Genomic DNA, 1,434 nt, shown 5'->3' with positions numbered 1-1,434 from the left:
TGTCAACGGTCTTTGACTATGTCACCCCAAAAGTGACTTAACTGTGCTGTGATTATGTCAGGGTTATCTTGTAAAAAACAGTGAATTGGTTTTATGCCAAGGTGAATTGTTTTTAGGTTTACTTACCCAATGATCTTCGTTTAGTTTGATTTTATCGGGTACATCTTCTATAATTGCCTTAGCCCTTTCTCTGAGTTCAACTGGCTCAAGAATGCGGCCTTTGGTGAGAACCTGTATCCCGATGTATTCACTGGTGGCGACCGTGATAATATCTCTTTGGGATAATGGTTCTTTTTCTTTTCCGGTCATCTGTGGCAGACTGTATCGTTTGCCCAGATAGCTGAAGCTTAGACCCCGATCAAGTTTGCGTTTCTCCTGATGGGCCAGTATGATTTTTAGTTCTCGAAGTGGTATAGAGGGGGCGTAGTCCAGTTCTGGGTCCTTTGCTTTTACGGCAAACTTGCGGTTAAAGTATGAAATGTAAGTGGGCAGGTACGCGTTAGCTGCTTCTACGGTGGTGATTCCCTTACGAGCTAGATCTTTGGGCAGGCGGTCCTGCAAGGTCTCCCAGAGTCGCTCTATACGGCCCTTGGCCTCGGGGGAGTGGGCATAGATCAGTACTATTCCCAGTTCGTGCATGGACCGCTGGAACTGGGTCATAAAATTTGTCTTGCCGGAGAGTTCCTCATCGATTGAAAGGCTCTCTAAGGGCTTGTTATTGTTGCGAAAGGTTGTCCGGCAGTCCACATAGAATTCCTGGGGCAGTCTCTTTCTTGAGTTCATCTGATATACCAGCTCATTGTATCCGTGGGTGGTTTCCTCTTGTTCAAAGTGCAAAGCAAGAACCTTTCCGGTGGCATCGTCAATGGAGCCGTGAAGTTGCAGATATGAGCCGTTGGAAAGCCAGTCATAGGATGATGCGTCCATCTGAGCCATGGAGCCTTCCCGGGACCTTGCATCGCGTGAGGGGTGATTCTTTCGGGGGCGTCTGGACTTAGGTGATTTGATTCCCTGATTTCTCAGGATGCGAGACACGGTGCTTCTTGAGACGATGATTGCCTTATCCTCCTCCAGGACGTCTCTGGCGTGGGAGTAGTTATAGTTCTTGAGTTCTTCAGCGTAGATATCAGCAATCTCCTTGCGTTGCTCCTTCGTTAGTGCATGTGCAGGGGGTATGCCCCTGTTGCCATGTAGTACGGCACTAATACCATCATGTCTTGCCTTGGCCTTTAAACGCTGTACCTGTCTCTCAGTAATCTTGAGCAGTTGTGCTGCTTGCTTGTTGGTTCTTATTCCTTTGAGGCATTCATGCATTATGGTTACTCTTCTTGCTTCCTGGGTACTCATTATTATCTTCATCCTCCAATTATAGACTGGGGGGGTGACATAATCACAGCACACTTACAGGGTGACATTATCACAGACCATTAAGAC

1 protein-coding gene is annotated in these 1,434 nt (G+C 47.2%); it reads right to left on the bottom strand.

The features are described from left to right. Positions 1-63: 63 nt before the first annotated feature. Entirely contained in the window at positions 64-1,359 is a 1,296-nt protein-coding gene (locus J2Z34_RS17515) for an ISNCY family transposase (RefSeq protein ID WP_245250919.1), read from the bottom strand. Between the last annotated feature and the right edge of the window lie 75 nt (positions 1,360-1,434).

It is taken from the genome of Youngiibacter multivorans (assembly GCF_017873395.1).
GTDB classification, from domain to species: Bacteria; Bacillota; Clostridia; order Clostridiales; family Clostridiaceae; genus Youngiibacter; species Youngiibacter multivorans.
This window is presented reverse-complemented; position numbering and strand designations above follow the sequence as displayed.

Coding starts and splice junctions, on each gene's coding strand:
- J2Z34_RS17515 (WP_245250919.1), bottom strand. CDS start 1,359: ATGAAGATAATAATGAGTACCCAGGAAGCAAGAAGAGTAACCATAATG.